General features: G+C 33.2%; 34 protein-coding genes and 2 pseudogenes. 19 read left to right on the plus strand and 17 right to left on the minus strand.

Annotated elements, in window-relative coordinates:
- Positions 1-173: 173 nt before the first annotated feature.
- From ABH955_RS03890 to ABH955_RS03920, 7 genes are read right to left on the minus strand one after another with little or no spacing between them, the layout of a single operon-like run.
- The gene (locus tag ABH955_RS03890; RefSeq protein ID WP_002065956.1) at positions 174-314 is read right to left on the minus strand and encodes a YrzI family small protein; all 141 of its coding nucleotides are present in this window, start codon (positions 312-314) and stop codon (positions 174-176) included.
- Between the two features lie 27 nt (positions 315-341).
- Entirely contained in the window at positions 342-482 is a 141-nt protein-coding gene (locus ABH955_RS03895) for a YrzI family small protein (RefSeq protein ID WP_000672237.1), read from the minus strand.
- Positions 483-507: 25 nt separating this feature from the next.
- Entirely contained in the window at positions 508-651 is a 144-nt protein-coding gene (locus ABH955_RS03900) for a YrzI family small protein (protein ID WP_002120145.1), read from the minus strand.
- 26 nt (positions 652-677) lie between these two features.
- Entirely contained in the window at positions 678-821 is a 144-nt protein-coding gene (locus ABH955_RS03905; RefSeq protein WP_000668953.1) for a YrzI family small protein, read from the minus strand.
- 26 nt (positions 822-847) lie between these two features.
- Positions 848-991, minus strand: coding sequence for a YrzI family small protein (locus ABH955_RS03910; RefSeq protein ID WP_000668987.1), 144 nt, complete (start codon positions 989-991; stop codon positions 848-850).
- Between the two features lie 26 nt (positions 992-1,017).
- Positions 1,018-1,161 (minus strand): YrzI family small protein, encoded by a 144-nt coding sequence (locus tag ABH955_RS03915; protein ID WP_000142704.1) that lies wholly within the window; start codon positions 1,159-1,161, stop codon positions 1,018-1,020.
- Positions 1,162-1,188: 27 nt separating this feature from the next.
- The gene (locus ABH955_RS03920) at positions 1,189-1,329 is read right to left on the minus strand and encodes a YrzI family small protein (RefSeq protein WP_000156202.1); all 141 of its coding nucleotides are present in this window, start codon (positions 1,327-1,329) and stop codon (positions 1,189-1,191) included.
- A gap of 441 nt (positions 1,330-1,770) precedes the next feature.
- Between ABH955_RS03920 and ABH955_RS03925 the strand changes: the two genes are divergently transcribed.
- From ABH955_RS03925 to ABH955_RS03950, 6 genes are all read left to right on the plus strand, one after another.
- Positions 1,771-2,364, plus strand: coding sequence for a DUF4825 domain-containing protein (locus ABH955_RS03925; protein WP_113937521.1), 594 nt, complete (start codon positions 1,771-1,773; stop codon positions 2,362-2,364).
- A 171-nt stretch (positions 2,365-2,535) separates the two neighbouring features.
- Positions 2,536-2,916 (plus strand): GntR family transcriptional regulator, encoded by a 381-nt coding sequence (locus ABH955_RS03930; protein ID WP_404490895.1) that lies wholly within the window; start codon positions 2,536-2,538, stop codon positions 2,914-2,916.
- On the plus strand, positions 2,913-3,785 hold the full coding sequence (locus ABH955_RS03935; RefSeq protein ID WP_012261132.1) for an ATP-binding cassette domain-containing protein: 873 nt from the start codon (positions 2,913-2,915) through the stop codon (positions 3,783-3,785). The genes ABH955_RS03930 and ABH955_RS03935 overlap by 4 nt, the downstream gene beginning before the upstream one ends.
- Complete coding sequence (locus ABH955_RS03940; RefSeq protein ID WP_040963093.1) at positions 3,782-4,453, plus strand: DUF4052 family protein; 672 nt, start codon at positions 3,782-3,784, stop codon at positions 4,451-4,453. The genes ABH955_RS03935 and ABH955_RS03940 overlap by 4 nt, the downstream gene beginning before the upstream one ends.
- A 32-nt stretch (positions 4,454-4,485) precedes the next feature.
- Positions 4,486-4,965, plus strand: coding sequence for a CcdC family protein (locus ABH955_RS03945; protein ID WP_113937520.1), 480 nt, complete (start codon positions 4,486-4,488; stop codon positions 4,963-4,965).
- Positions 4,966-5,082: 117 nt separating this feature from the next.
- Positions 5,083-5,592: a 2'-5' RNA ligase family protein gene (locus ABH955_RS03950; RefSeq protein WP_113937519.1), complete on the plus strand. Its 510-nt coding sequence runs from the start codon at positions 5,083-5,085 to the stop codon at positions 5,590-5,592.
- Positions 5,593-5,607: 15 nt separating this feature from the next.
- Here ABH955_RS03950 and coaW read toward each other — a convergent pair whose 3' ends face one another.
- The 8 genes and pseudogenes from coaW to ABH955_RS03990 form a co-directional block, all read right to left on the minus strand.
- Positions 5,608-6,429, minus strand: coding sequence for a type II pantothenate kinase (gene coaW, locus ABH955_RS03955; protein ID WP_404453492.1), 822 nt, complete (start codon positions 6,427-6,429; stop codon positions 5,608-5,610).
- 27 nt (positions 6,430-6,456) lie between these two features.
- Positions 6,457-6,855 carry a 3-hydroxyacyl-ACP dehydratase FabZ family protein gene (locus ABH955_RS03960; RefSeq protein WP_002127819.1) on the minus strand — a complete coding sequence of 133 codons (399 nt, stop codon included), beginning with the start codon at positions 6,853-6,855 and terminating at the stop codon, positions 6,457-6,459.
- 55 nt (positions 6,856-6,910) lie between these two features.
- Positions 6,911-8,110 carry an LL-diaminopimelate aminotransferase gene (locus ABH955_RS03965; RefSeq protein WP_404490896.1) on the minus strand — a complete coding sequence of 400 codons (1,200 nt, stop codon included), beginning with the start codon at positions 8,108-8,110 and terminating at the stop codon, positions 6,911-6,913.
- Positions 8,111-8,286: 176 nt separating this feature from the next.
- Positions 8,287-8,655, minus strand: a complete 369-nt coding sequence (locus ABH955_RS03970) for a hypothetical protein (protein ID WP_113937515.1) — start codon at positions 8,653-8,655, stop codon at positions 8,287-8,289.
- Between the two features lie 178 nt (positions 8,656-8,833).
- A pseudogene (locus ABH955_RS03975) lies at positions 8,834-9,125 on the minus strand (hypothetical protein).
- Between the two features lie 165 nt (positions 9,126-9,290).
- Positions 9,291-10,493: an MFS transporter gene (locus ABH955_RS03980; RefSeq protein WP_404453495.1), complete on the minus strand. Its 1,203-nt coding sequence runs from the start codon at positions 10,491-10,493 to the stop codon at positions 9,291-9,293.
- 293 nt (positions 10,494-10,786) lie between these two features.
- Positions 10,787-11,221, minus strand: a complete 435-nt coding sequence (gene exsC, locus ABH955_RS03985) for an exosporium protein ExsC (RefSeq protein WP_002165595.1) — start codon at positions 11,219-11,221, stop codon at positions 10,787-10,789.
- Between the two features lie 170 nt (positions 11,222-11,391).
- The gene (locus ABH955_RS03990) at positions 11,392-11,544 is read right to left on the minus strand and encodes a YqbF domain-containing protein (protein ID WP_078179002.1); all 153 of its coding nucleotides are present in this window, start codon (positions 11,542-11,544) and stop codon (positions 11,392-11,394) included.
- Between the two features lie 484 nt (positions 11,545-12,028).
- Between ABH955_RS03990 and ABH955_RS03995 the strand changes: the two genes are divergently transcribed.
- The 8 genes and pseudogenes from ABH955_RS03995 to ABH955_RS04030 all read left to right on the plus strand — a co-directional run bounded on the left by ABH955_RS03995 (position 12,029) and on the right by ABH955_RS04030 (position 17,343).
- Positions 12,029-12,367 (plus strand): hypothetical protein, encoded by a 339-nt coding sequence (locus tag ABH955_RS03995; protein WP_404453501.1) that lies wholly within the window; start codon positions 12,029-12,031, stop codon positions 12,365-12,367.
- A 227-nt stretch (positions 12,368-12,594) separates the two neighbouring features.
- Entirely contained in the window at positions 12,595-13,380 is a 786-nt protein-coding gene (locus tag ABH955_RS04000) for a class I SAM-dependent methyltransferase (RefSeq protein WP_404490897.1), read from the plus strand.
- Between the two features lie 69 nt (positions 13,381-13,449).
- On the plus strand, positions 13,450-13,638 hold the full coding sequence (locus ABH955_RS04005) for a DUF3970 family protein (RefSeq protein ID WP_215573431.1): 189 nt from the start codon (positions 13,450-13,452) through the stop codon (positions 13,636-13,638).
- A 77-nt stretch (positions 13,639-13,715) separates the two neighbouring features.
- A complete protein-coding gene (locus ABH955_RS04010; protein WP_002013369.1) occupies positions 13,716-14,681 on the plus strand; it encodes a nucleoside hydrolase in 966 nt (321 codons plus the stop codon).
- A 124-nt stretch (positions 14,682-14,805) separates the two neighbouring features.
- Positions 14,806-15,048, plus strand: a complete 243-nt coding sequence (locus tag ABH955_RS04015) for a GlsB/YeaQ/YmgE family stress response membrane protein (protein WP_002013368.1) — start codon at positions 14,806-14,808, stop codon at positions 15,046-15,048.
- 92 nt (positions 15,049-15,140) lie between these two features.
- Positions 15,141-15,536, plus strand: coding sequence for a hypothetical protein (locus ABH955_RS04020; RefSeq protein WP_002084959.1), 396 nt, complete (start codon positions 15,141-15,143; stop codon positions 15,534-15,536).
- Positions 15,537-15,793: 257 nt separating this feature from the next.
- Positions 15,794-16,614, plus strand: a pseudogene (locus tag ABH955_RS04025) (aminopeptidase).
- Positions 16,615-16,638: 24 nt separating this feature from the next.
- Positions 16,639-17,343, plus strand: a complete 705-nt coding sequence (locus ABH955_RS04030; RefSeq protein ID WP_404453509.1) for a YjgB family protein — start codon at positions 16,639-16,641, stop codon at positions 17,341-17,343.
- Positions 17,344-17,358: 15 nt separating this feature from the next.
- Here ABH955_RS04030 and ABH955_RS04035 read toward each other — a convergent pair whose 3' ends face one another.
- Positions 17,359-18,564, minus strand: a complete 1,206-nt coding sequence (locus tag ABH955_RS04035) for an MDR family MFS transporter (RefSeq protein ID WP_404453512.1) — start codon at positions 18,562-18,564, stop codon at positions 17,359-17,361.
- Between the two features lie 62 nt (positions 18,565-18,626).
- On the opposite strand from ABH955_RS04035, the gene ABH955_RS04040 reads away from it, so the two are divergent.
- The 5 genes from ABH955_RS04040 (at position 18,627) to ABH955_RS04060 (ending at position 24,200) form a co-directional block, all read left to right on the plus strand.
- Positions 18,627-20,402 carry an SgrR family transcriptional regulator gene (locus ABH955_RS04040; protein ID WP_404453906.1) on the plus strand — a complete coding sequence of 592 codons (1,776 nt, stop codon included), beginning with the start codon at positions 18,627-18,629 and terminating at the stop codon, positions 20,400-20,402.
- 158 nt (positions 20,403-20,560) lie between these two features.
- The gene (locus tag ABH955_RS04045) at positions 20,561-21,184 is read left to right on the plus strand and encodes a YhbD family protein (protein WP_002189908.1); all 624 of its coding nucleotides are present in this window, start codon (positions 20,561-20,563) and stop codon (positions 21,182-21,184) included.
- Between the two features lie 13 nt (positions 21,185-21,197).
- Entirely contained in the window at positions 21,198-21,908 is a 711-nt protein-coding gene (locus tag ABH955_RS04050) for a bactofilin family protein (protein WP_002189907.1), read from the plus strand.
- A 25-nt stretch (positions 21,909-21,933) separates the two neighbouring features.
- Positions 21,934-22,641, plus strand: coding sequence for a polymer-forming cytoskeletal protein (locus tag ABH955_RS04055; RefSeq protein ID WP_404453515.1), 708 nt, complete (start codon positions 21,934-21,936; stop codon positions 22,639-22,641).
- A 23-nt stretch (positions 22,642-22,664) separates the two neighbouring features.
- Entirely contained in the window at positions 22,665-24,200 is a 1,536-nt protein-coding gene (locus tag ABH955_RS04060; protein WP_002084972.1) for an MDR family MFS transporter, read from the plus strand.
- Positions 24,201-24,254: 54 nt separating this feature from the next.
- On the opposite strand, the gene ABH955_RS04065 is transcribed toward ABH955_RS04060, so the two are convergent.
- Positions 24,255-24,575: a hypothetical protein gene (locus tag ABH955_RS04065; RefSeq protein ID WP_105584988.1), complete on the minus strand. Its 321-nt coding sequence runs from the start codon at positions 24,573-24,575 to the stop codon at positions 24,255-24,257.
- Positions 24,576-24,845 lie beyond the last annotated feature (270 nt).

A 24,845-nucleotide genomic window follows, 5' to 3' on the forward strand; every position in this document is an offset into this window, starting at 1 on the left:
TTTTTTAGTGTATGAAATACTTATTATTGTATATTTTTTACACATCAAATCAGGCGGTGAATTTTTGTTAAATGAACTATGTGGAATCCCTCTGAACTATCCAAATCATTTCTTTACACCGCGTTATTAACATCATAATCGACTCCTTTCATTTCTAATATAAGTTCAAACAATTATAGGTGAGTGTAGTACTTGCTTCTACGATCACGAATTTCATCTATAATCTTTTTATACTGTTCCTCTTGTTTTACTTCATTTGCAGATATAGTTTCTTTTTGAATCGTAATGGTTAAAAAGAAAAGGTGAAACTTCATACATGAATTCCTCCTTTCGAATAGGAATTACAGGTGACTACAATAATGACTTTGTCGTTCTTTTACGTTGTACATAGCCTGCTCAATTTGTCGGTCATGAAGCATATCAGACTCAGACAGTTTGTTTTTTTGAATGGTAATTGTTAAAAATAATACTCTGAATTTCATTGGATATTACCCCTTTATAATTTATTTAGTAAAGACGATTGTAATAAGAGGACTGACGCTCTTTCACATCATCCATAATATTTTTAATTTGTTGTTCACGAGAAATTTCATCTCTTGAAAGTTTACGCTTTTGAATGGTAATCGTTAAAAAGAAAGCTTTAAATTTCATTAGGATATTACCCCTTTATAATGTATTTAGTAAAGACGATTGTAATAAGAGGACTGGCGCTCTTTCACATCATCCATAATGTTTTTTATTTGTTGTTCACGAGAAATTTCATCTTTTGAAAGTTTGTGTTTTTGAATGGTAATCGTTAAAAAGAAAGCTTTAAATTTCATTAGGAAATTACCCCTTTATAATTTATTTAGTAAAGGCGATTGTAATAAGAGGACTGACGCTCTTTTACTTCGTCCATAATAATTTTAATTTGTTGTTCACGTAAGATTTCAGCTTTTGAAGATTTACGTTTTTGAATGGTGATAGTTAAAAAGAAAGCTTTGAATTTCATTAGGATATTGCCCCTTTAAAAAAAATTTAATACATTTGTGTATAATACGAACTTTTAATGTCCGTTATTTTATCCATAGTTTGTTTTAATTGTTGTTTACGAAAGATTTCAGCTTCAGATAACGTTTTTTTCTGAAGTGCTGTCGTAAAAAAGAAAATATGAAAAGTCATGGACGAATTCCTCCTTTCGAAAAGGAATTACAGGTGATCGCAATAAAGCACTTGGCGCTCCTTAACATCATTCATAGCTTTTGTAATTTGCTCATTATGAAGAATTTCAGCTTTGGAAAGTGTATTTCTTTGAATCGTAATACTTAAAAACAATACGCTAATAGTCATCGAATGTTGCTCCTTTCTTTAAAAAATAATGTATGAGACTAAAAAATCGCACAAAAAAGCCACAGGAAGATATCTTTTTCCTATGGCTGGGCGTGAAAAAGCCACAGGAAAGTATACGACCTCCTGTGGCGAATTTATGAATTAAAAGAAATAAAGTACGATTTTTAATTCTCCATTAGGGTGGTCGAATTCATATTTAATTGTCCGAAAAACACAGATGCAGTTAACGCTAAAGTTAAAGCATGTAATTGTAATTTCATCATTTCCTTCGACCTCCTTTTAGAATATTTTTCTTACGTTAGTAATTATATACAATTAATGGATAATTGTAAACATAAAAAGTGAAAATTTTTAATTTTGATTAAAATGCGTATATTTAAAAGGGCTTTTTAAAGGATACATTGTATGGATTGGATAATAAATAGAACGTGGGGGTGTCTAATGAAGTATATGAATAGAATAGCAGGTGTTATGCTAACAATTTTATTAGTTGTTACTGCTTGTTCTAATGGGGAGCAAATAAAAGAAATATCACATATTGAACCTGGGGCTTTTAAAAAATATACGGGGACATACGTTGGAAATAATTCCGACGTTATTGCGATTGTTACAAACTTACCTGGTGGTGAAACAGTTCAAAGTATAAATTTGAAAAATGAGAAGATCGCGGTGAAATACGGTGAGAAAAAGAACGGTAACTTAACAGAAGATATCATTGAGACGTATTGGTTTGACGAAAAGGATACGATGAAAAAGAACTTTCTCTTTAATGCTATTTATCTTGCAGTTTTAGTACCGAATGCGAAAGGGTATGAGTTTCGGGTTGAAAATCAAAGTTTTGCATTAAAAAGAGAAGAACTTTTACCCATACTGTATAAAGAATTTAATGATTTACCAAAGGATAATCTTATATGGAATAAGGGAATCGTAATGAATTTCTTTTACGGTAATCAAGAAAAAATAGAAAAGCTAGTTAATAATAAAGATTTTCGAAAGCAATTTTTTAATGAACATCCTGTGCGGGAATCTAAGTGATATGGAGGAAGATATGGTTATTTAACGATTGAAAATACGGACATTTTTTAAAGAGAGTCATTCAGTATCGAATGATTCTTTTTTTTTGATGAAAATTATGGAAAAAAATATAACATTGTGCTATGGTTAATTACATAAGTAATGAACCTATGAACCTAAGGTGGTGAAATCGTGAAACCTACTCTAGAACAAAATAAGTTAATATACATACAAATTGCAGAAACAATTGAATCTGATATTTTAAAAGACATATTACTTGAAGAAGGACAAGTCCCGTCGACAAATCAATTTGCGAAGATGTTACAAATTAATCCGGCTACAGCTGCAAAAGGAGTAAATCTACTAGTAGATGAGGGGATCTTATATAAAAAGAGAGGGATCGGGATGTTTGTTACAAAGGGAGCAAAAGAAGTCGTACTAAAAAAAAGACAAAATACTTTTATGACTGAGTATTTACCTAAAGTGTGGGAAGAAGCAAAAGTACTAGAAATATCAAAAGACGAATTGATGGACATGATACACAAAATTACGAAGGAGGGGAAAGAGGGATGATTGCACTTGAAACGAAAAACTTGTCTAAAAAATATAAAAAGAAATTAGCTGTTAACGAAGTAACTATTTCATTGGAAGAGCATAAAATATATGGTTTGCTTGGAAGAAACGGAGCGGGGAAAACAACTTTATTAAACATACTCGCAGGTCAGATTATTTCAAGTAGTGGAAGCGTATCTGTATTTGGTGAAAATGTATTTGAAAATAGTAAAGCGATGCGAAATATTTGTTTCGTAAAGGTGAAAGAAAACATTAATTTAAGTAGTAAGGTAAAAGATGTTTTTTATTTGTGTAACATGTTTTATGAAAATTGGGATCAAGAATATGCTGAGGAACTTATTAAAAAATTTCAATTGAATGCAAAAGAAAAATATTATGATTTATCCCATGGTATGCAAACAATTGTTGGTATTATTAAAGGTTTAGCTAGTAGAGCACCAATTACTATTTTTGATGAGCCGACTACCGGTTTAGATGCAGCACATCGAGAGTTGTTTTACGAATTATTATTGGAAGATTATAGTGAATATCCACGAACAATCATCTTATCAACACATTTAGTTGAGGAAGTGTCCCATGTTATAGAAAATGTAATCATATTAAAAGAAGGATCGTTAGCTGTTCAATCCTCTGTGGAAGATTTTTTAGAAAAAGGACACATAATATCAGGACATAAAGATAAAGTGACAAATTTTTTAATGGGGAAAAATGTTGTAAAACAAGAGTTGTATGGGAATAAAGAGATTTCTGCGATATGGGGAGATCTTTCTGCTAGAGATTATGAGCTAATAGAAACTGAAGGGTTAGAAATAGGCAGAGTAACACTGCAAAAACTATTTATTTATCTAACAGATAATGAGGTGAAATGAAAATGCTTTTAAAACAATTAAAGTTACATATGAAATTTCATTATAAGGCTATTCTTATCTTTTGGTGTGTGGCATTATTTATAAAATGGACAACAACTGCAACTGATATAAAGGGACTAAAGGTAGCATTTTTACATGATATCTTCAATAATTCATCTATTGCAATTGCAATATTTATTGTGGCAAGTGTTTTTCTTGTTCAAGATGACATATTTCGTACAGTTGTCTCATTTGGCGTTACTAGATTACAATTCTTTATTGGTTCAGTATGTTTTATCATATTACAATCAGTAATTTTTTCATTTCTACAAGTTTTGCTTTTACAAGGTACATTTTATGAAACGAAACATATAAATTTAGGAGCACATACAATTGAACAATTCTTTGCACAGTTCGTGTTCTATCTATTATTAGCTAGCTTATTTCAATTAACAACTATTTTTCAGAAAAGATTTAATTGGATAGGCTTTGCTTTTAGTGTGATTTTTTTCTTGGGGTTGACGAGTACAATTTATGGTAAGGTAGGTTTGAAAGAATTGGTATTTATTGATAGTAAATCGTTACTTGATATACCCAATTTTATATCAATTTCGATAGTGCTTATTTTAATATACTTTATAATTAGCGCTCTATTTATTCGTAAAGTTTCTTTTGAGGATACGATTTAAGCACAAATACTTTAAGAGAGAAGGAAGACTGTATGGGAGATACTTCTTCACTAATAACCGTCTTTTTATGCGTGGCACTGCTAATTTTTTGGCGACGATATCGTTCTATGTATAAGCCGATAAAGGGAACGGGAAAACGTATTTTGTGGCCATTACTATTTTTAACACCGGGTATTTTATTGTTTTTTGGTCCAGTACATCCAGCTATATTACAAGTGACTATAGCAGCATCCAGTGGGGTGATTTTCGCAATCCCACTTATATTTCTAACAAACTATGAGCGAAGAGAAGACGGAAACATTTATACGAAAAAAAGTGCTGCCTTTTTAATTACTTTTATCGGAATTGTTATTTTAAGATATAGTTCAAGACAATATATCGTTGGCTTAGATCCGCAAATAATTGGTTTATTATTTTACGTCGTTGCGGTGTCTTATATTATTCCGTGGAGAATTGCTTGTTATATAAAATTCAGGAAAGTTTGGCGGGAAAATAATAATCATGCAATATGAAAACTTCTCATTTGAGAAGTTTTTTATTTTTCTATGTAAGTGAAATAACTTGTTGAAGTGCAAACTACCATGCAATATGATAAATATAAAAAATTGAGGAGAGTGGGGGATATAAAAATGCGTACAATTTTACTTTTTCTAACTAACATGTCTACTGATGAGATAGAAAGTATTAGAGAAATACACGATCCTTTATTTGGTTTAATTCCTCCCCACATAACAATTGTATTTCCTTTTGAAGGTAATATTTCAAATGATGAATTGAAATCACATATTTCGAATCTAGCAAAAGGGATAGGTACAATTGAGATTAAGTTTGCAAGTGGTGTAACTAGTATAGGAGGCTATTTATTTTTAGAAATTGAGCAAGGAAAAGAACAAATAGAAAAACTACATGATAAATTGTATACAGGCCCCTTATTACGATTTTTGAAAAGAGACATTCCATACATACCACATGTAACAGTTGGGAGAAAAGATAGCGCGGAGTTAGCGGCTGAAATAGCGAAGGATATTCCTAGTTTTCATGAGAAGTTAAATTGTGTAATTGATAGAATTAGTGTGGAACGAATTGGTGAGAATGGAGAATCAATTATTGAATTTGAAGTACCATTGCAAAAAAGCTGACAAAAGTCAGCTTTTTTATTTCATACCATGAAGTAAAGTACCAATCGCACCACTATAACCGCCGTCTTGTAAAAAGACAGGTATTTTGTTTTGATATTTTGTATAGCTACTTATAATATTTTGAAGATGTACGTTATTACATAGAGTAGAACCGATGTAAATGATATGGTCAATGTTTTTTGCTTCGGCGAATTGAAGGCTTAATGCTGTGACGACTTCACCGACAAGTCCTTGAACGGTAGCTAGTATATCTGAACTACTATAATTTGAGTCTGTAATGGTCGCTTTTCCGAAATTGCTAGCAGTTAAGTTATTATCAAGAGGGGAGAGAATCCCGCCATAAATATCTCCAACTGTAATATCTAGACTGTTTCTTGAACCAATTTTCGTAAGCGGAATCACGTCTTCAAAATGATCTATATTTGTTAATAGTTTTGAAAGACCCATAATAGTACCACCGCCAACTCCAGTTCCACCAGCGCGAACATATTGCTTGTCGTGAACATAGTGAATGGAAGTACCTGTACCGATATTTGTTAATACAAAGTTGTTTATAGCACGTTTTTCTTCTTTTAGTATGTATCGTACTCCTGCTAAAGTAGCTTCAAACTCGTTTAACTCTACTATTTTATATGAACTTGAAAGGAGTTGCTCTAACTGTGTAGCTTTACCACCTGTAATGCATAATTGTGTAATTGAATTATGATTTTGAAGCCATTCTTTAATTCTTTCTTGTTCAAATGAATAAAATTTTTCAAAACATAATTTTTTCTCTAGGTTAAAGTAAGCAATCTTTGTTAATGTTCCCCCAGCATCAATACCAACAACATTCCGCATTTTCCTACCCCTTACTATGTGATCTGTTTAATCAGCTTGATATATTAATAGCTTTTCAATGGTAACGATTGATTGACCGTTTACAGAGGCAATTCCTTTCCCAAGAACAAAACCTCGTCTGTTACGTGTTAATTCATAATGTAAGTCAAGTTTATCACCGGGATACGCATTTTCATGAAATTCCACCCCATCTAAAGAGGAGAGGAAACCAAGACCTTCAGATTCACCTGTACTTACAAAAGCACTAAGTTGAGCCAGTGCTTCTACAATTAGCATATGAGGCATATAGTTTTGATTTTCATTAATAAACCACTCGTTATTTGTGATCAGTTTGTATCCTGTAGCTGATTGAGATTCTTTAACGTTTGTAATTTTATCAATCATTAAAAATGGATAGCGATGGGGAAGAGTATCTTTAATATTCATATCGTACCTCCAGGAATAATAATACCCCTGCTAAAGTTAAGCAGGGGAGTTATTATTAATTCTTAACTAATTCTTCTATTTTTTCAATAGAGAAAATACCGCTATTTTTAATGTTTTCAACTACTTCTTGTAATACTACTTTATCTTGAACAAGTGCAATACGAACAAAACCTTCGCCATGAGGACCAAATGCATGGCCTGGTGTGACAACGACATTTGCACGATCCATAAGTGCATAAGCGAACTCTAGCGAAGTCCATCCTTTCGGAATTTCAGCCCAAACGAACATACTTCCAGCTGGTTTATCGACATTCCAACCGAATTTGCGGAATCCGTCCACTAAAGTATCTCTACGTTCTTGGTAAATTTCACGGTTTTTTTCGCAAAATGCAGCGCCGTGTCGTAATGCAGCGGATGCAGCTTTTTGAATTGGTAAAAACACACCGTAATCTGTATTAGACTTAAATTGCGTAAGCGCGCCGACAATTTCTTCGTTACCAATCATATAACCAATACGGCTACCAGCTAAACTATAACTTTTAGATAAAGAATTAATTTCAACGCCAACTTCTTTTGCACCAGGTACAGATAAGAAGCTAATTGGCTTTTGACCATCAAAATAAAATTCAGCATAAGCAAAATCATGGACAACGATAATATTATGTTTTTTCGCGAATGCGATTACCTCTTTAAAGAAATCTTCATGTGCCATTGCTGGAACTGGATTTCCTGGGAAGTTCAAAATCATCATCTTTGCTTTATTGGCGATTTCTTCAGGGATAACTTCCAAGTTAGGTAAGAAATCATTTTCTTTTTTTAATGGCATGTAGTAAGATGTTGCACCGGCCATTTGAATTCCTGTTTCATAAGCCGTATATCCAGGATCAGGAACTAATATAATATCTCCCGGATTTGCAAAAACCATCGGTAAATGAACGAGTCCGTCTTGTGAACCCATTAATAATAAAACTTCTTTATCGGCATTTAAAATAACGTTATGAGTGTTGTTGTAATATTCAGTTACAGCTTCGTGAAATTCTTGAATACCAGATAATGTATATCCGTAACTTTCTTTTGCACTTGCTGTATGTACCATTTCTTCTCTCACAAAATCAGCAGGAGGCATATCAGGATTCCCGATACTTAAATCGATCATTTTATGACCTGCTGTAATTTTCTCTTTTTTATAGGCGCCTAATTCACTAAATATAGAAGATTGGAATGCTTTCATTCTAGTTGCTAAAGTGTAAGTCATCAAAACCCCTCCTAAAAACAGTGTTTTCTTTCTGTATTTTTAATTATTCTGAAAACACATGTTTACATTTTATCATTTTTTTATGAAAATTAAAACGATTGACAAATTTAGAGGGAGGATAATAAGGGAGAATATAAAAATAACGTAGAAAATATTTTCTACGTTATAAATGAAGATTAATTGTTTGTTTTTTTATATGTACATGTTTTTTCAGTTGTAAAAAAGTATACATTTAATTCATTATCGACAACTTTTAAAGATTGATCTGATGTAAACGAGTTACCATAATCAATACGATACACGTTAGAATTTTTAACAAACGATCCCTTAAATAAATCCTCTTTTTTAGTTGTTGTTTGCATTTCCACTAAATTGTGAACAACCTTTTCTTTCTTTTCTTCTTTTACAACTGTTTCAAATTTATAATACACAGGGCATTCACCTTTTTTATTATCAATGACTTCCCAAGAACCGTATATATCATTATTGCTACATCCACTAAGTAGAACGATTAATATAGGGAAAATAAATAGAAGCTTTTTCATTGTGTACTCCTTTCTTATTAGTTTTTATAAACGTGCGAATACGATAGGAATATTGTAATGAATAAAGTTTAAATTTTTATAAAGAATTAATAAATTTCACATAAAAATTTGGAGAAGGGTGGGATTTCAAAATAAAAAGGCATGAATCTAGTGTAATGCCAGATTCATGCCTAATGGTCTATCTTATGTTATGTCTTTTGAGGATAAATGAAGTGGAAAGAAGAATGACAATTCTACATATTTGCAATAATAAAGGCTAGGTTAGCTGCGCCAAATCCACCTTTATCGAATATAGAGGTGAATACTGTAGTAGTCAAAAAGATAATGGGAGTTAACAGTAAAAATAAGAAACCTGCAACAATTCTTCTTTTAAAGTTATTTTGGGATAGGGAAATGGCTAAAAAATTAAGGGCGCCAAACATAATGAATGAAAACAGAAGGGTAATTAATAATTGGATGCCATCAGACATTTCCACAGCTCCTTTTTGAAAAATCTATAATTTATTTTATTCGAAAGTAGTAGGGGATAATCCTTTAAATATTTGAACTACATTAAGAGAATAGATTTTAATCCTTGAAATTCAAAAAGAATGGACCCAGTAAAATACGGGATCCATTCTTAAGAAGTATTAGTTTTATAAATTCGCAGATTGCGACGTTTGTTTTTCAAATCGTTTCTGTTTAGATAGGGAAATAAATATAATTAACAATGAAATGACTCCGAAAATTAGAACCATATACTGTAATCCAATCGTATCTAAGAAGAAGCCTGTGCCGAGTAAGACAATTTGGAACATAATTCTTTCAAACATATTACGGAATGAGAAGAGACGTCCGTGATAGCTTTTTTCGACTTTCGTTTGGAAAATTGTCGACATAATAGGGAAGAAGCAGCCAACACTAAATCCAAACAAACCAAATGAGGCAAGTGCCATCCATTTAATATCGCTAAAGAACAACGAAAGGTGTGCAAAAGCGGTACAAAATGCGAAGAAATATAGTAACTTTTCAGGTTTGAAATGATCAGATAAACGTTTAATAACGAATGCACCTAACATAAACGCTACACCTTCAATTGTATATATGAATCCTTTAATTGTTGGGTCATGTTGCATTTCGCTAATGTTAATAACCATTAAATTGAATCCAGCTATAAATAAAAGAGGGATAATACTTAATATAAGTGCTTTAAAAGCAATAGGGATTCCTTTTAAAATACGAAATACTTCCATAAAACTATTATCTTTAGCTGATTGTTTACTTGATGTAGCGGATTTTTTATCTTCAAATTGTAGGAAGAAAGTTGAGAGGAATAATAAAGCGTATGCTGCCATTGAGAAGGCATACATATACTGTAAACTCATTACAACTAAAAGAATGCCACCTAGTGAAGTACCTGCAATACGAGCGATTGTACCGATATTCATATGTACACCGTTCATTTGTAATAGCTCATGTTCATTAACGATGAGTGGAATTACAGATTGTAATGCAGGGAAATAAAATGCCGCGGAAATTTGAAGTGCAATCATAAATGCAATCATGAAAGCGATACTTTCATATTGAATAGCGAAAAACATGAAAATAACACTAATAACACGACCCAATCCAGCGTAAAGAAGAACTTTCTTTTTTTCATATTGATCAATGACACGCCCAGCCATTGGACCGACTAGAACACCAGCTAACAGTCCGATAAATAATATAACGGATTTCATAAAATCAGAAGGGACGTATTTTTGCATAAATTCAAGATTACCAAGAATACCAAGCCATAACCCTAGACCAGCAATAAACTCCCCAATTAACACAATCCAAACATTTTTATTACGCCACATAATGTAAAACCTCTCTGTCTTTTAAAATGAAAAACTCGTATATAAAACCTACTTATTTTATGTATTATTTTTAACGAACTTTTTTAGAGTCAGAGTCTATATTACGTGTTTCATTGATGGATTTCAATCTTTTTGATTTGTAAAAAAATGATGAATTAAGTGATACAATGGGTAACTAAAAATACAAAAAATTCACAAGTAAATTCAAAGGGAAGGTAAGTGTGGGGAAAATAAAAAAAGTAAGAACGCAGATAATACGTCTTACTTTTCTCAAAAAACCAAAATAGATTAAATTAGCAACACTTATGATCTTGTCCAATAGCTAAGCCGCTAAAAGACAGAGGACCAACAATGTCTGCACTTGCACCACTAGTAAGGTTTTCTACAGTTAATGAATACTCGTGAGTCCCGCAGCTAACATTTTGATCTATAGCTTGAAATGTTTGCGCGTAAAATTGCTCAGAATCTGTAGATTCAATCCCTACTTGAGCGTTGAAGATTTCTGTATTGTCACGGAAAATTCGGAATAAAACTTGTGAAATCTCAGTTATACCTTTAACCCCAACTGTAGCAATTAATTCTACTCGATTATTACGTGAATCTCTTCTTGAAATTTTTAATTTAATACTTGCTAGAATTGCTTTTTCTGGGGAATGGGGAATTACAAAAGTTGTTTCACCTGTTTTATTTAAAGGTTGAGTAGCTTGATAATCAATGATATGAGTCATATTCGTCACCTCCTCATATACTAAAATATGAAGGTAACGATGAATTAGCTTGGACATATACTATAAGATTTTAAGAGAATTGAGGAGTAATGTTGAATAAAGGGAGATAATATAAAAGCATCAAGAAAAAATCCCAATTATGAGAGTCATTTTTTGATGCTTTTCATACTTTAGGCGGAATATTCTTCTTTACGTACTTCGAAGAATTCATTCCGGCGTAAGTAATTAAAAATTTTTTCCGAAACCTCTTCTTCATGAGACACTAAGAATCGTTGATCAAAAGCATAGAAAGATTGACCTTTAATTAATTTTACGTAGTATATTTTACACGCCTCCTTTAAATTAGGATTCTTAAATACTTTATATTATGATGACCTATCTGGTTGTTAATAATACTTAAAGTTTCGAAGGGGAGAAGTATAAATTCAAAAAAACATTGAAATAGCTTACAAATCTGTAATGTTTTTGTCACCTTTGCCAATAGTTAAAATTAACCAGTATCTTCTATACTACAAATAGGTTCCATAAAACAAGGGGGTAGAAAGATGGAGGAAGTAATTGGAGAAGTTGTAGCAGGGATTTGTGAATTTGTAGTTGAAGTTACGGTGGATGTTTTAGGAGATTTAGTTTCCGGAAATGATGAAGAGAAAGAAACATTATAAAATTTGTAAAAAGTTTAAAGATAAACAATGTGTAAAAGCTGATTTCTAAAGGGAAGTCAGCTTTTATATTTTTTACATTATATTAATAATATCTAAATATTAACCTGTTATGATATTAATGAAATCAATAAAGGAGCTGACCGATATGAATATGCCGAATTCTAGATGTGATGTACCTGATTCTAGTACGATTGTAGCGAATATAAATGAAAAAGAATATCAATTTATTGTTCGTATACATCCACTTGCAGGAAAGATGATAGCGCTATTTGAAAATGGGAAAGAATATGGCTTGCTTGATAAGGAAATCGCTAGTAGGGATAAATTTATTAGGTCAGAGCTTACTAAGTTGAAGCATTTCAACATAGATATTCTTTATGATAGTCCTGGGTGGATATGGATTGGCATGGACCAATATGGATTGCATGCAAGAGAGGCTACTAATAGCGAAGTAGAAATTATTGTGAAGTTACAGGGGGATTAAGTTATTTAGACGTGTAAGAAGATCCTCAAATATAAGAGATACTTTGTGGGGTTGTGGGATAATTCCCCATAACTTTTTTTGTTTTGTGCTTAAAAATAAAAGAGTTAAATTTTTTTGATAGAAGGTCTCTAATACAAGAGACGAGACTAAACTAAAAGAGGATTTGAAATTATATAAAGAGAACTTATAAATTAAATATAATACTTTATAGAAAGAAGATGATAAAAGTGAGTAAAGAAGAACTTGTGAAACAACAATTTGGTAGTAATGCAGAGAAGTATGTGAAAAGTAAAATTCATGCAAAAGGACTGGATTTACAATATGTAGTTCAGCAAGTTGAAACTCGTCATAATACTCGTCTTCTTGATATTGCTACTGGTGGCGGACATGTTGCTAATTTGTTAGCCCCAATGTTCAAAGAGGTAGTCGCTCTTGATTTAACAGAAAAAATGTTAGAAAAAGCAAAAGGTTTTATAGAAGGGAACGGACATGAAAATGTATCATTTGTAGCAGGACATGCAGAAAGGTTACCATTTGCTGATGAATCCTTTGATACAATTACATGCCGAATTGCAGCACATCACTTTGTTGATCCTTTGCAATTTATTTTTGAAGTAAATCGAACGTTAGAAGATAATGGGTTATTTATATTAATTGATAACGTTTCACCAGAAAATAATGAGTTTGATACATTTTATAATTTTATCGAAAAGAAGAGAGATCCAAGCCATGAACGAGCTTTGAAAAAAACAGAATGGATTACTTTATTAGAAAAACATGGTTTGCAAATGCAGTCATGTCATACTTTTGACAAGAAGTTCGATTTTGATTGGTGGTGCGATATGATGGATGTTCCTATGCAAAAACGTGTAAAGTTAACAGAGTGTATGATGAAAACATCAAATGAAATGCAAGAATTTTTCAAAATTCAATTTGAAAACAATAAAATAGAATCGTTTTATACTGAAATGGCACTGTTCGTATGTAAAAAAAGTTCAACATTAAAAAGATAAATTTCTTGCAGTCTTTCTGATGTACGATATACTTAGTACAGAGAAAATGAGAATTGAGGAATAGTAATAATGATTCGTGTACGTATTGAGGGAACTGAGGAAGAGATGATTGAATTTTTAGAGAAAATGCCTGACATTCCTGGGTTTGAAAAAACACATATGAGAGAACCGAGAAAAGGGAATAATCCGAAATATGATTCAAGCAAAAGTATACTAGCATATTTATCTTATAAAAAGATTGAAGTCGCCAATAAATAGGCGGCTTTTTTAATTATCTCTGTTTCACCGCCTTGTCTTTTTCGCATAATAATGATAGTAGATTACGCTGGAGAGGGGTGAGGAAAGTTAATAAAAAAATAATCTTTTTCGGAGATTTTGGTATTGATGATGCAGTGACGTTAATTTATGCGAATAAAACATGCAAATTAGATATTATCGGTATCGTTGCAGAGTATGGAAATGTATCAAGAGAAATTGTTACGGAAAATGTTTATTTTTTAGAAAGATACTATGCTACAAAAGTGAAGATTATTGAAGGTGCCAGTAGACCAATGACAGCTGAAGAACCTTTGTTTTTCCCTGAAATTCATGGGGATCACGGTTTAGGTCCAATTATTCCACCGAAAATGAGAATTTGTGACAGAGAAAATTTTTGTGAATTGATTAAATTAATTGAGCCTTGTCCAGAAGATATTATTATAGTCGCGACGGGACGATTAACAACACTTGCAACATTATTTTTATTGTACCCCAATTTAATGAATCGAGTATGTTCTTATTATATAATGGGCGGTGCTTTTCTATTTCCGGGAAACGTTACACCTGTATCAGAAGCTAATTTTTACGGCGATCCAATTGCCGCGAATATCGTTATGAAATATGCGCAGAATGCTACTATATATCCGTTAAATGTAACACAGCGTGCTCTTATTACCCCTGAAATGGTCGATATTATTGATAAAGAAGGAACCGGGCAGGCGAAACTTATTAAGCCAATGATCGATTTTTATTACGAGAACTTTTACAAAAAAGAATATCCAGGTATTGCTGGGAGTCCGATTCACGATTTACTTCCGTTCATTTCATTTATAAATGATGATATTTTTGAATATAAAAAATCAGCAGTTTGGATAAGTACGACGAATGATGTAACGAGAGGTCAAAGTGTTGCAGATTTTAGAAAAATAGCTGAGCCAACGACGTTTGATAATCGTCCTATACAAAAAATTGCCGTTGAATTTAATTATCAAGCGTTTAAAGACGAATTTATGAGAACAATATTGAAGCCAGATTGTCCTTAAAAGGGTGAGCAGATTTGAATGATTTTCATAAGACGAATAACTTACGAAAAATGTAACATAACTAATGGTAAGCAATTGTTTCTGATTATAATTTTTATTGGTCAATTATAAAGGAGGAAATGATATGATTTGGTCTTTAATCGTTGGTGGTATATTGGGATGGTTTGCAAGTTTAATTACTGGGAAGGATGTACCTGGCGGTGTAATCGGTAATATTATTGCAGGTATTGTCGGTTCTTGGCTTGGTACAGCGTTACTTGGTAAATTCGGACCTGTTATAGGCGGATATGCGATTGTTCCGGCTTTAATAGGCGCGATTGTTTTGATTTTCATCGTAAGCTTTATATTCCGTGCAATGCGGAAATGAATACAGGGGACTGTTTACATTTGTAAGCAGTCCCTTTGTATTATGTTGTCTAATCTGTTATGCTACTGTTATACAATTAGGAGGTGTCAGCATTGAAATCATTTACAGTAAATTTTCATCAAGAGGATAATGCAAAGGCAACAACAGTACATAAATTAAGTGAAGAGGACTTCGAGAAAGCAACAGAAAAAGGTACTCGTCATCTATTTGATTTAGATACAAACGTTGGTTTCTTCGTATTCTTTGATGCTGAAGATACAGAAGGAAACGAGCAATACTTAATGTTACAATATGAAGGAGATCATGAAGAACCAAGTGCTTGCTACGGATTTGATTTGAAATTGTTCTATCAATTTTTAGCACTATACTTAAATGATCTTGAATTCCAAGGTGAGACAAATGAAGAAGAGGAAGAAAATGGTCCAATTCATCATTTAGCGCACTTACTTTACCATATCGTTGAAGATGGTAAATCTATCGAAGTGTAAAAATACATATTTGAAGCTGTCCTTTAATAGGGCAGCTTTTTTAATTATATAAATAGGCAATTTTAATGGATTTCTGACGGCGAAAAATGGTTTGATTAAATTTCAGAAACCCCAAAAATATTAAACCAGCAGGGAATGATTATTCACTCCCTGCTGGTTTTTTGCATTTAAAGGAGCCTTTGTGACAGTGTATTTTAAGTTATAGAAAAAGGATATAACGAGTAAGGAGAGAAGGTGTAAATAAGGAGATGAATAAGATGATTAACAATACAATTCCAAGCTTTTTAAAGCTTTTGGAAAGCAATGATATAGGATTACATGACTTGAACAAATATTATGATATGCACCCAGAGGCATTCGAAGAGTATTTTAAGTTTCACTGTCCTAAGACAGAAGAACGTCTCTCTAGTGCGATTGAAAAGTATCCTGCAAAACTAGAAGACATTCGTATTATTTCAGAAATTGTACCATCAATTATTCAAGAAGTTAGTAAGGACTATCGCATTCAATTTGGTAGTAATATAGATGTAACTTTTCATATATTTGTAGGTGGATTTGGTTCTAATGCATTTGTGGAAAGGGAGATTATTGGGGATATATTTTTTGCGGCTGAGAAATTATCTCCTGTAAGGGAGCACCTCCGTGTTATCGTTGCTCATGAAATCGGACATATATATCATAATGTAGCATTACAAGAGAATGGAATGATGCCCCGGTAAGTTTATATCGTGAAGGGGTCGCGACCTATTTATCACAACTAATAGTTAAAGGTTTAAGTGAGTCCGTTTACTATTCATGTAGTAGTAATGGTGATTCATCGTTACAATATTATAAAGAAATTGAAGAGCACATTAAGAAACATTTTTTACAAGATTATGTTGAAGGGTGGACAGGTGAAAAAGAGAAAGAATGGTTCCGTCTATCCGGAGGGACTTATTTCGGATACAACCGACTCGGTTATTTTTTAGGAAAATCATATATAGAGTATATGGTCCGTACTTTCGGAGAAACGGAAGCACTTACTTTTTTGGGGGGAAATAATTTGAGGAGTAGTGTTATGGAATGGTTACAAAAGTGAATATATTGAAGAGGGAGGTTGAAAATGATGAAAGTATATATGAAAGTACTTATATTTTTCCTAACTTTAACGTGTGTAGCGGCTTTAACCGCATGTACTAACGCTGAGGAAAAGAAGCAAACTAATTCAACATCAGAAAATAGTACGGAAAAAAAGAGCGATACGTCAGAAAAGAGTAAAAAGAATGAAGAGACTGCTCCCAAAAAAGAGAAAGAACCTGTGGAAAAACAAAAAGGTCAAGAATCGGTAAAACCTTCAACGGAGTCTAATACGAAAAATACAGTGCTTAATCAAAAATCAATTAACCATGTAAAAGATTTATTTGAGCAAGCGAAAGTAGGTAAAGTACCTAATGTTCCATATGCGGCGCATACAGGAGATATTGAAGAAATAGAGAAGGTGTGGGGGAAAGCTGATAAGACGGAGCAAGCAGGAAACGGGATGTATGCGACGTTTACAAATAAAAATGTCGCATTTGGCTTTAATAAAGGATCACAAGTCTTTGACGTGCGATCTTACCATTCAGAACTTAAAGTGATTATGTTACAAGAGATCGAAAAGGCTTTAGGAAAACCAGCGTCTGTTAAAGAAAATGGTAATGATAAAATTTATGTTTATAAAGTAAATGACCAGTTTGAATTGAAATTCGTAATTCCAAAATCGACTGGTAAAGTACATCATATTTCTGTGTTCTCACCGGAGGATAGTATTAATAAAATGGCAGGTTAAATAAAAGAGCTGTTCCTATAGGGACAGCTCTTTTGTTTTGTTTCTTTCTAACGATTGAACAAAAAAAGCTTGAATAATACCGCCAATTATTAATAAGAAGGCACAAATATAAAATAGCGTACTACCGCTTAATTTACTTAATAACAATGCTCCTACAAAAGGCCCACAAGTTCTTGAAATATCCCAATGTATACCGTATATAGAAAAGTACAATCCGCGACTATGACTTGGAGCTATTTGTGAAACGAATCGTAGTAAGTGATTCAAAGCGATACTTTCCCCAATTACTAAAAAGAGCAATGTGAAGAATAATGACCATATTGTTGTGGAATAGCCGTAGCCAATCGCAGCTAACGTATAGCAAGTATAGGAAATAACAATGATTTTTGGCATAGAAAATCGTTCTGACCATTTCACAAGGAAAATTTGGAGCATAACTTCCATGACTGCTTTACAAGTTGAGATAAACACGAGTACAAATAGAAAATTTGGAAATACACTTTCGGCGAATATACGATAATTCGATTCGGTTTGAGCGTAGAAAAAACTAATCGGTAGCGTAGAAACCATAAGTCCAAACACAGCGTAATGCTTTGAAATAAATTGTTTTGTCGAATATACTTCTTTAGTTTTATTAACGTTTTTCATGAGTGGAGCTGTTTCAGGAAGCTGCGTCCAAACGAGAATAGCATATAGCGTAAGGGCTACACCTTGCAAAATAAATAAATACTCAGGGTGACTAGTATAGAAAAAGGCGCCAATTAATGGGCCAATTACAGAGCCGATTGCTCCCATCGTTTGAAGAACAGCAAATATTTCTGCCTGTTGTTCTTCCTGCGTTAAGTCAGCGATTTGTGCTCGCTGTGCCGGAATATATAAAGAGCGTCCAATACCATTTACTACATACAATAAGGCGAAAAAGGCGACCGATTCAGCAAAAACGAATCCGCTTACGGCAAAAGCTTGTAAAAGTAATCCGAGTAACATTATTTTCTTTCGGCCGTATTTATCTGTTACACCTCCAGCGATTAATGTAAACACAATATCAGCGAGAGGCTGTAATCCGAAAAGAAGCATTGTAACTATAACATTACCATTTAACGCTTTATTAACGTGAACAATAAAAATGATAGCTAACATCGCTTCAGTCGTTCGGACTAACAATTCACCGAACAATCGAATGAGAATAGGCTTATTATAACGTTTTAAAAGATACTTCATTTTTATTTCCTCCTTTCTATATTGAAATGATAAGATGGAAGCCGGAAATGAAAAAGGGTAGAATGAAAGAGGAAGATTTTTCATCTTTTAGGGGGCGTTTTATGATTATTTTGGAGCAATATATGCACCTGTGGCTCCAGTATGGAAATGGGAGAGCAGAGGGAGAACAATTAGAAATAACAATACAAAATATATCTGAAACTTTATTTTGTACAGAGCGAAATAGTAAATTAATCATAAAAAAATTAGAAGAATTTAATTGGATTATGTGGTTTCCAGGCCGAGGAAGAGGAAATCGTTCAAAGTTGTTATTTCAAAAACATCCACTTTCTTTAATTTTAGAAAGAGGAAAAGAAATAACGAAACAAGGGGATGTAAAAAACGGGAGTGCATTTATTGAAAGGTATAGCTCATATTTTCCATCACTTCAAACTCAATTTCAAACTTGGATAGATTCGATATTCGGGTATCAAGTCGAAAGGACATCTAAAGGGAGAAGAGATGTACTACGTTTGCAAGTCCAAATGAATCTAGACATTGCATTAGACCCTGTATACGCTACGATGCGTTCGGAATGTCATATGGTAAAACATATATACGACACGTTAGTGTATATAGACGGAAATACAAACAGTGTAGAACCAAGACTTGCGTTTTATTGGGAATATGATGACCAGAAATATATGTGGACCTTCTACTTACGAAAAGGTGTTCAATTTCATAATAGAAAAGAACTAACCGCTTATGATGTTGAACAGACATTTAAACGATTTATGAAAGAGAAAAATAACCCGCATGCTTGGATGTTACAGCACATTGAAAGTTTACATATTCTTGATGACTACATTGTGCAGATTCGTTTATCTACAGATAATAAGTTGTTTTTACATGCTTTAAGTACAGAACAGTGTTCTATTGTAAATGAAGATGGAGATGGAAGGTTAATCGGTACTGGACCGTTTCGATTATGTGAAAAGAATGAGGATGTATTCGTATTAGAAGCAAATGATTTATATTTTCGCGAGCGACCATTTCTCGATCGAATTGAATTATGGAATGTAGAGCACAGCGTAAATACGTGCGATATTTTAGCGAAAGCACACTATAACAATATAGAAAAGCATCATAAAGAACTAACTAGACTTGAGTCGAATGTAACATACATTACATTAAATACCACAAAAGAAGGACCTATGCAAAACACGATGTTTCGGAAAGCTCTACATAAAATCATTCATAGCAATGCGCTTATCGAGGAATTGCAAGGAGCGCGCGGAGAAATAGCAGAAGCATTGGTTCTAACAAAGGGTGGCACTATACATATAAATGAGGACATATATACGCTTATTAAAGAGAGCTCTTACCGTAATGAAACACTGCGACTATATACATTTACAGAACAAGATCATGTTGAAGACTCAGATTGGATACAAAAAGAGTGTGCGAAGTATGGCGTCACTATTGAAGTCGTTTTTCTTGAAACAAAAGAGTTATTGCAAGCAAGTACGATACAAAAGGCTGATATAATACATGATAGTGCGACAATTAGTGAGCGTATTGAAGAAAGTTTACTATATATGTTTCTTACAAAAAACAGCTTTATTCATCAACATAGCAATATAAAATTTAACGAAGTATTGCAGTCTTATTTTATAGAGAATCAATTAGAGAAACGGATGACACTGTTACACGATATTGAAGACACATTGTTACGTCAAATTCATATTATTCCTTTATACCGTAACAAACAGCAAGTAAGTTCACACGAAAAAGTGCAAAATATAATGATTAATCCACAAGGTTGGATTGATTTTTATCAAATATGGTTTAAGGCTTGATATATAAAGGTTCTTATGCATTTTAGTAAGATGTGTAAGAACCTTTTTTGTATGGAAATGAAGTTTGTTTTCCACATTGTTACGCTACATGTTATAAAAGTCCATTTACAGCGTAACAGTGTTATGTTACATTGTTATTAGGAAGGAGTGATATACAGTTGATTACAGATTTAATTTCAAAAAAAGATTTATTAGAGTTAACTGGTATTTCATACGGACAGTTATATAGGTGGAAGAGAAAAAATTTAATACCGGAAGATTGGTTTGTACGGAAGTCAACGTTCACAGGTCAGGAAACATTTTTTCCGAAAGAAAAGATATTAGAGCGTATTGATAAAATTCAAACGATGAAAGAGGATCTATCGCTTGATGAATTGGCAAATATGTTTTCACCAAGCGTAACAGAGATTCTTTTAGCAAAGGAAGATCTCATTCGTAAAGAAATTACATCAGAACCTGTTTTACAATTTTTCATGGAGCAAACGAACAAAACGGCAGATTTTCAATTTGCAGATATTCTTTATGTATACGTGTTAGAAGAACTTCTTCAATCAGGAGACGTTAGCTTAGAAGAAGGGAAAATGGTTTTACAAGTTTTACGTGAAAATTATGAAGCGATTAAACATAAAAATTGTGACTTAGTTATTATTCGGAAGTTAGGGATTTCTACATGCTTCTTAGTATCAAGCGTTGAGGATTTAATTTTTGAAAAGGGAACAAAGATTGTTTTACGTGTAGCAATTATGAAATATACCGAAGCATTAAAAACTAAACTGTTGTAGTGGAGGAGAAATAATGCGTACAGAAAATTTAATTATAAACGGATATGGTTCATCAAACGGTGGAGAGTTTCATAAAGTGCAACTAAATGGAAAAGGAACTGTTAATGGAAACGTTGAGTGCGACCAATTTGAATGTAATGGTTACGGAATTGTTACTGGTGATTTGAAAAGTAGCGATGCGAGAATTAGCGGATCAGGTAAAGTTGAGGGTACAGTTAGTGCAGAAATGATGCGAATCGATGGGAAAGGGACAATTACACAAGATGTAAAGGCGACCACTTTAAAAATTGCAGGAAAAGGGACGATAGGTGGTAATGTAACTGGTGAAGAATTTAAAATCAATGGTCAAGCGACGATTGATGGTAATTGTGAAGTTGATATTTTTTCTTCAGAAGGGCAATTTACAGTTGGTGGATTATTAAGCGCAGATGAAATTAATATAAATATTCATGGTACATGTAGAGCGAAAGAAATTGGTGGCCAAACCATTAAAGTAAAACATAGATTGAGTGCTTTTAGTAGACTATTTAAAACAGTATTTGGCTTACAGTTAGAAGCTGAACTGCTAGAAGGTGACAATATCGATATTGATTATGCTCACATTAAAACAGTAAGGGGAAACAATGTTACTGTAGGGCCGAACTGTGAGATTGAACTAATTGAATATACTGGGGTTCTTACTGTTGATAAAAGCGCAAATGTAAAAGAAATTAAGCAAGTTTAAGTTTAAAAGGGAGAGAGGAATCGGTATGGAAAATCAACATAGTCTTACTGTAAATGGATCAGGTAGCTCAGCAGGTGGAGATTATAACAAAGTAAAGATACGCGGCGAAGGAACAATCTCTAATCATATGAGTTGTAATGATTTTAAAACGTATGGTACGAGTGAAGTACGTGGCAATATGAAAGCGAAAAATTATGTCGTGTATGGAGATAGTGAAGTACAGGGGAATATGGAGGCGGAATATGTAAAAGTATATGGCAATGCCCAAGTACAAGGCGACGGACAAATTAATAAAACAAAAGTTAGAGGTATGATAGAATTTAAAGGGAAGCTATCCGGTGATTTCGTAGATGTGAAAGGCGCTTTAAATGTAAAGGGAGATATAGAAGTAGAGGAATTATTACTAACTGGTGGTCTTGAAAGTGATGGTTTGCTTAATGCTGAAAATATTGAAATCTCACTTCGTTATGAAGGAAGTAAAGTGAGAGAAATCGGTGGGGAAAAGATTACAGTACGTAAAAAAGCGAGATTTATTCCTTTTACAAGTCATGCAGGAAGCCTTCAAACATCAATTATTGAAGGGGATGATATTTATTTAGAACATACAATAGCAGACGTAGTAAGAGGAAATCATGTTATAATTGGCCCTGGCTGTGAAATTAGTGTAGTAGAATATCACACTAGTTTTAATCAGAAAGGTAATGCAGTCGTAAAAGAACATAAACAAATATAAGTAGTATGAGGGAGAGCAAGGTTATGGTTGAGAAGAATAATAAGCTCGGTTTTGTTGTGGCGGGCTTATTGCTAGGGATTTTAATGGCATCAATGGATAATACCATTGTCGTAACAGCGATGGGAACAATCGTTGGTGATTTAGGAGGCCTTGAAAACTTTGTATGGGTCGTTTCTGCCTATATGGTCGCAGAAATGGCAGGTATGCCGATTTTCGGTAAACTATCAGATATGTATGGTAGAAAGAGATTCTTTATTTTCGGTTTAATCGTCTTTATGATTGGTTCGGCACTTTGTGGAACTGCTGAAAATATTACACAGTTAGGTATTTATCGTGCCATTCAAGGTATTGGCGGCGGGGCACTAGTGCCAATCGCATTTACTATCGTTTTTGATATTTTCCCTCCAGAAAAGCGCGGGAAAATGGGTGGTTTATTCGGAGCAGTATTTGGTTTATCAAGTATTTTCGGGCCATTACTTGGCGCATATATTACGGATTATATTAGCTGGCACTGGGTGTTTTATATTAACTTACCACTTGGAATTTTAGCACTTATTTTTATTACATTATTTTATAAAGAGTCACGAGTTCATAGAGAACAAAAGATTGATTGGTTTGGCGCAATTACTTTAGTTGGTGCAGTAGTTTGTTTAATGTTCGCCTTAGAATTAGGCGGACAAAAGTATGATTGGGATTCTAGCTTTATTTTAAGTTTATTTGCTGGGTTCGCTATTTTAGTAATTGCTTTTATTGTTATTGAACGAAAAGTAGAAGAACCAATCATTTCATTTGAGATGTTTAAACAACGTCTATTCGGAATGAGTACAATTATTGCCTTATGTTACGGGGCGGCATTTATGTCAGCAACTGTGTACATTCCGTTATTTATTCAAGGTGTATACGGTGGTACGGCAACAAACGCAGGATTATTGTTATTACCAATGATGTTAGGATCAGTAGTTACAGCGCAGTTAGGTGGATTTTTAACATCGAAACTTAGCTACCGAAACATTATGATTATTTCTGCTGTAATTATGCTAATCGGATTATTCTTATTAAGTACATTAACGCCAGAAACAAGTCGTATATTATTAACAATTTATATGGTTATTATCGGTTTTGGAGTTGGTTTCTCATTCTCTGTACTAAGTATGGCTGCTATTCATAACTTCGGTATGGAGCAACGCGGTTCTGCGACTTCAACGAGTAACTTCATTCGTTCATTAGGTATGACACTTGGTATTACAATCTTCGGGATGATTCAAAGAACTGGTTTCCAGGATCAATTAGAAGAATCGTTTAAAGGTATGAGCGGAGGAATGAATACAAACGCTTTAGGAGATTCAAGAGCTATTCTATCAGAATCGGCAAGATCTCAAATTCCGCCGCAAATATTAGATAAAATTATTGAAGCTCTCTCTAGTTCAATCGTTCAGACATTTATGTGGGCGTTAGTCCCCGCAAGTTTAGCGTTCGTATTCGTTTTCTTTATGGGAAATGAGCGCATGGTATATAAAAAAGAACAAAACAAGGTGAAAAGTGAAACATCAAAAGCATAAAGAAAAAGCTCCTTTCAATTTTGAAAGGAGCTTTTTCTTATGTACGGAGTCGAATTAGCCTTCGATAATTTCGTATTCTTCGTCTGCTAATAATAAAATGTGTGTTTTCTTACCTTTGTTTTGAACTTCGATTACATCATATGTACCTAAGTCTCTTAGCTTGCTTTGAGAAGCGTTAACCATAACTTCCATAGAATCAATTAAGATATCTTCTTCAATGTATGATTCAGGTAATGCCATATCTTCAGTATCTAATACACATGTATATAGATTTTGTAAGTTCTCAGCAGTTGGATTTTGTTCCTCAACATCAATAATGTTTTTTACTGCTTCCATATTTTCTTCTTTTACTTGATATACTTTAATTTTAGTCATTGTTTTAATCTCCTTTATAACGTAATCTTAGAGGCTGCAATTCATCCCGCAATAACGAGCAGTAGACTCCCACCTCAAGATGAAGAAGTAAATGATGAGGACGGCGGGAGATGACTGCCCGATTGGTGAGGGCTAACCATTAGTAGGAGATAAAGTTCCCTGCTAATAGAAGTTTCACTTTATTATAACGCTTTTTTGTTGAAAGATGAAATTGTTATATGCATTTATAGTGAAAAATATATTTTATTACTTATTTGAGGAACGATTAGT

The organism is Bacillus sp. RC240, from assembly GCF_044907945.1.
In the GTDB taxonomy this organism is placed as follows: domain Bacteria; phylum Bacillota; class Bacilli; order Bacillales; family Bacillaceae_G; genus Bacillus_A; species Bacillus_A mycoides.

What these genes read in the sequence shown, in the direction of transcription:
- ABH955_RS03890 (WP_002065956.1), bottom strand. Translation starts at nt 314, where the DNA reads ATGAAGTTTCACCTTTTCTTTTTAACCATTACGATTCAAAAAGAAACT.
- ABH955_RS03895 (WP_000672237.1), bottom strand. Translation starts at nt 482, where the DNA reads ATGAAATTCAGAGTATTATTTTTAACAATTACCATTCAAAAAAACAAA.
- ABH955_RS03900 (WP_002120145.1), bottom strand. Translation starts at nt 651, where the DNA reads ATGAAATTTAAAGCTTTCTTTTTAACGATTACCATTCAAAAGCGTAAA.
- ABH955_RS03905 (WP_000668953.1), bottom strand. Translation starts at nt 821, where the DNA reads ATGAAATTTAAAGCTTTCTTTTTAACGATTACCATTCAAAAACACAAA.
- ABH955_RS03910 (WP_000668987.1), bottom strand. Translation starts at nt 991, where the DNA reads ATGAAATTCAAAGCTTTCTTTTTAACTATCACCATTCAAAAACGTAAA.
- ABH955_RS03915 (WP_000142704.1), bottom strand. Translation starts at nt 1,161, where the DNA reads ATGACTTTTCATATTTTCTTTTTTACGACAGCACTTCAGAAAAAAACG.
- ABH955_RS03920 (WP_000156202.1), bottom strand. Translation starts at nt 1,329, where the DNA reads ATGACTATTAGCGTATTGTTTTTAAGTATTACGATTCAAAGAAATACA.
- ABH955_RS03925 (WP_113937521.1), top strand. Translation starts at nt 1,771, where the DNA reads ATGAAGTATATGAATAGAATAGCAGGTGTTATGCTAACAATTTTATTA.
- ABH955_RS03935 (WP_012261132.1), top strand. Translation starts at nt 2,913, where the DNA reads ATGATTGCACTTGAAACGAAAAACTTGTCTAAAAAATATAAAAAGAAA.
- ABH955_RS03940 (WP_040963093.1), top strand. Translation starts at nt 3,782, where the DNA reads ATGAAAATGCTTTTAAAACAATTAAAGTTACATATGAAATTTCATTAT.
- ABH955_RS03945 (WP_113937520.1), top strand. Translation starts at nt 4,486, where the DNA reads ATGGGAGATACTTCTTCACTAATAACCGTCTTTTTATGCGTGGCACTG.
- ABH955_RS03950 (WP_113937519.1), top strand. Translation starts at nt 5,083, where the DNA reads ATGCGTACAATTTTACTTTTTCTAACTAACATGTCTACTGATGAGATA.
- coaW (WP_404453492.1), bottom strand. Translation starts at nt 6,429, where the DNA reads ATGCGGAATGTTGTTGGTATTGATGCTGGGGGAACATTAACAAAGATT.
- ABH955_RS03960 (WP_002127819.1), bottom strand. Translation starts at nt 6,855, where the DNA reads ATGAATATTAAAGATACTCTTCCCCATCGCTATCCATTTTTAATGATT.
- ABH955_RS03965 (WP_404490896.1), bottom strand. Translation starts at nt 8,110, where the DNA reads ATGACTTACACTTTAGCAACTAGAATGAAAGCATTCCAATCTTCTATA.
- ABH955_RS03970 (WP_113937515.1), bottom strand. Translation starts at nt 8,655, where the DNA reads ATGAAAAAGCTTCTATTTATTTTCCCTATATTAATCGTTCTACTTAGT.
- ABH955_RS03980 (WP_404453495.1), bottom strand. Translation starts at nt 10,493, where the DNA reads ATGTGGCGTAATAAAAATGTTTGGATTGTGTTAATTGGGGAGTTTATT.
- exsC (WP_002165595.1), bottom strand. Translation starts at nt 11,221, where the DNA reads ATGACTCATATCATTGATTATCAAGCTACTCAACCTTTAAATAAAACA.
- ABH955_RS03995 (WP_404453501.1), top strand. Translation starts at nt 12,029, where the DNA reads ATGAATATGCCGAATTCTAGATGTGATGTACCTGATTCTAGTACGATT.
- ABH955_RS04005 (WP_215573431.1), top strand. Translation starts at nt 13,450, where the DNA reads ATGATTCGTGTACGTATTGAGGGAACTGAGGAAGAGATGATTGAATTT.
- ABH955_RS04015 (WP_002013368.1), top strand. Translation starts at nt 14,806, where the DNA reads ATGATTTGGTCTTTAATCGTTGGTGGTATATTGGGATGGTTTGCAAGT.
- ABH955_RS04030 (WP_404453509.1), top strand. Translation starts at nt 16,639, where the DNA reads ATGATGAAAGTATATATGAAAGTACTTATATTTTTCCTAACTTTAACG.
- ABH955_RS04035 (WP_404453512.1), bottom strand. Translation starts at nt 18,564, where the DNA reads ATGAAGTATCTTTTAAAACGTTATAATAAGCCTATTCTCATTCGATTG.
- ABH955_RS04040 (WP_404453906.1), top strand. Translation starts at nt 18,627, where the DNA reads ATGAAAGAGGAAGATTTTTCATCTTTTAGGGGGCGTTTTATGATTATT.
- ABH955_RS04050 (WP_002189907.1), top strand. Translation starts at nt 21,198, where the DNA reads ATGCGTACAGAAAATTTAATTATAAACGGATATGGTTCATCAAACGGT.
- ABH955_RS04055 (WP_404453515.1), top strand. Translation starts at nt 21,934, where the DNA reads ATGGAAAATCAACATAGTCTTACTGTAAATGGATCAGGTAGCTCAGCA.
- ABH955_RS04060 (WP_002084972.1), top strand. Translation starts at nt 22,665, where the DNA reads ATGGTTGAGAAGAATAATAAGCTCGGTTTTGTTGTGGCGGGCTTATTG.
- ABH955_RS04065 (WP_105584988.1), bottom strand. Translation starts at nt 24,575, where the DNA reads ATGACTAAAATTAAAGTATATCAAGTAAAAGAAGAAAATATGGAAGCA.